We start from the raw sequence: 2,501 nt of genomic DNA on the forward strand, positions 1-2,501 counted from the left end.
CAGGGATCCCGGGACGATCTCGAGGCCGTCGGCCCGCTCCGTGACGTCGCACCCCACCGCGCCGAGTTCGGCGGCGAGGGCGGCGAGACGATCGGTCTCGTGCCCGCGGAGGTGGGCGATCCCGGTGAGCGTGGACGGGCCGTCGGCGAGCGCGCACAGTGCGGCGATCGTCGGGGTGAGCTCACCGATGGCGGACAGATCCACGTCCACGGGTGACAGGTGGTCGGGTCCGACGACGACGAGGGTCCCGTGGTCCGCCCCGTCGACGGTCTCGAGGGTCACGGTCGCGCCCATGTCCTGAAGGATCCCGCGGATGGCGTCCCCCGGTTGTGTGGTGGCCACCGGCCAGCGGGGCACGCGCACGGACCCGCCGGTGACGGCGGCCGCGGCGAGGAACGGGGTGGCATTGGACAGGTCGGGCTCCACCACCCGGTCGACTGCGGAGATCGGCCCCGGAGCCACGCGCCAGGACGACGCCGTGGGCTGTTCGACAACCACCCCGGACTCCCTGAGCATCGCCAGCGTCATCTCGATGTGCGGACCGGACGGGACGGCGGACGCGCCCACGTGGACCAGTTCCACCCCGTCGTCGAAGCGGGCGGCGGAGAGCAGCAGTCCGGAGACGAACTGAGAGGAGGCCGAGGCGTCCATCTCCACCCGTCCACCCCGGAGGGAACCCGTCCCGGACACCGAGAACGGGAGCCTGTCCCCGGTGACGTCGGCCCCGAGCGAGCGGAGCGCGTCGAGGACCGTGGCCTGCGGACGCACCCGCGCGGCGGGGTCACCGTCGAACGTCGATATGCCGGTGGCGAGCGCGGCGAGTGGAGGTACGAACCGCATGACCGTCCCGGCCAGGCCGCACTCGACGTCCGCCCCGTGCAACGGCCCGGGTGTGACGACCAGTTCGGTGTCGTCGGGGCCGAGCGGTCCCCCGGGGCCCTCGATCCGGGTTCCGAGAGCACCGAGCGCTCCGATCATCAGGTCGGTGTCCCGGCTGCGCAACGTCCCGCTCACCCGCGCGGAGGCGTCGGCCAGCGCGGCCAGGACGAGGGCGCGGTTGGTCAGCGACTTGGACCCGGGCACCGGGACCACGGCGTTCACGGGCGTGTCGGCGACGGGGGCGTTCCAATGACTCACCTGGTCATTGTCGCGCATCCACTCCGATCCCGCCCGGCCCGGGTGGGAGGATGGACCGCATGTGTGGACGGTTCTCGCTCTCCTCGGATCCGGCGCGGCTCGCGGTGGAACTCGACGCCGTGGACGAGGCGTCGTCGCCCCCGCCGGGGCTGTGGCCCGACCGGGGTCCGGTCTCACCGCGGTTCAACATCGCACCCACCACGACCATCCCGACGCTCGTCCTGGACGCCCCGCGCGAACGTCTCGACCTGAGCGAGACCCCCCGACGGGTCCTGCGCTCGATGCGCTGGGGCCTGGTGCCGTCCTGGGCCAGGGACCCGGGGAGGTTGCCGACCCTGTTCAACGCCCGGGTCGAGACCGCCTTCGAGAAGCCGTCGTTCCGCGCCGCCGTGGCCCGGCGCCACTGTGTGGTGCCGATGGACGGGTGGTACGAGTGGGTCCCCGGGCAGCCGGCGACACCGGGGGGCCGGGCGGGGCCCAAGCAGCCGTTCCACATGAGCCTGCCCGGCACCGAGGGCTTGCTCATGGCGGGGCTCTGGGAAGCCCGGCGCGATCCCGCCGACCAGGACGTCACCCAGCTCTCGTGCGCCATCCTCACCACCGCGGCGCTCGGACCGCTGCGCCGCATCCACGACCGGATGCCGCTCGTGGTGGACCCGTCCGTGGTCTCCGACTGGCTCGACCCGTCCGTGATCGGCGACCCCCGGGCGCTGGTCGACGGTGCGGGCGGTGACCTGGCTCAGTGGGCCGACCGGGTGGAGATCCGGCCGGTCTCGCGCGCGGTCTCCAACGTCCGGAACGAGGGTCCGGACCTGGTGCGCCCGGTGGATCCGACCGCCGGGCTGCTGTTCTGACCAGACCGCCCCGGGGCGTCACCGCGCGGTGATCGCCGCCGTGGTCGCTCCCGTGAGGGCGACGAGGTCCGTGGGTGCGAGCTCGATCTCCCATCCCCGCCGGCCGGCGCTGCACAGGATTGTGGTGTGGTCCGACGCGGACCGGTCGACGACCGTCGCCAGGGACCTCTTCTGCCCGAGGGGCGAGACCCCGCCGACCACGTACCCGGTGGTCTTCTCCGCGACGTCCACAGGGGCGAGTGAGGCCTTTCCGCAGGACAGCGCGGAAGCGGCCGCCTTGAGGTCGAGCATGGCCGTGACCGGCAGGACCGCGACCGCCAGCGGGGTCCGGGTCCCCTCGGGTGGGCGGGCGGTCGTGAGCACCAGCGTCTTGAACACCCTGCCGGCGTCGATTCCCAGGCGTTCGCCCATGATGCGTGCGGCCTCGTCGCCGAAGGCCCCCGCGCCGGCGCTGTAGGTGTGCACCACGTGGTCGACGCCCGCGGAGAGCAGGGCGGCGACGGCGGGGGA

General features: G+C 73.5%; 3 protein-coding genes. 1 reads left to right on the forward strand and 2 read right to left on the reverse strand.

All coding sequences use genetic code 11. The features are described from left to right. Nucleotides 1-1,155 (reverse strand): 3-phosphoshikimate 1-carboxyvinyltransferase (aroA, locus tag G6019_RS16480; protein WP_182628077.1); only part of this gene is annotated, 1,155 nt, incomplete at its 3' end. Between the two features lie 41 nt (nt 1,156-1,196). Here aroA and G6019_RS16485 point away from each other — a divergent pair. After that, nucleotides 1,197-1,991, forward strand: coding sequence for an SOS response-associated peptidase (locus tag G6019_RS16485; RefSeq protein ID WP_107755948.1), 795 nt, complete (start codon nt 1,197-1,199; stop codon nt 1,989-1,991). Between the two features lie 18 nt (nt 1,992-2,009). Here G6019_RS16485 and G6019_RS16490 read toward each other — a convergent pair. Further along, nucleotides 2,010-2,501: aminoacyl-tRNA deacylase (locus tag G6019_RS16490; RefSeq protein WP_241726119.1), on the reverse strand; the 492-nt coding region annotated here is incomplete at its 5' end.

This window comes from Dietzia sp. DQ12-76 (genome assembly GCF_014145045.1).
Taxonomy (GTDB): Bacteria; Actinomycetota; Actinomycetes; order Mycobacteriales; family Mycobacteriaceae; genus Dietzia.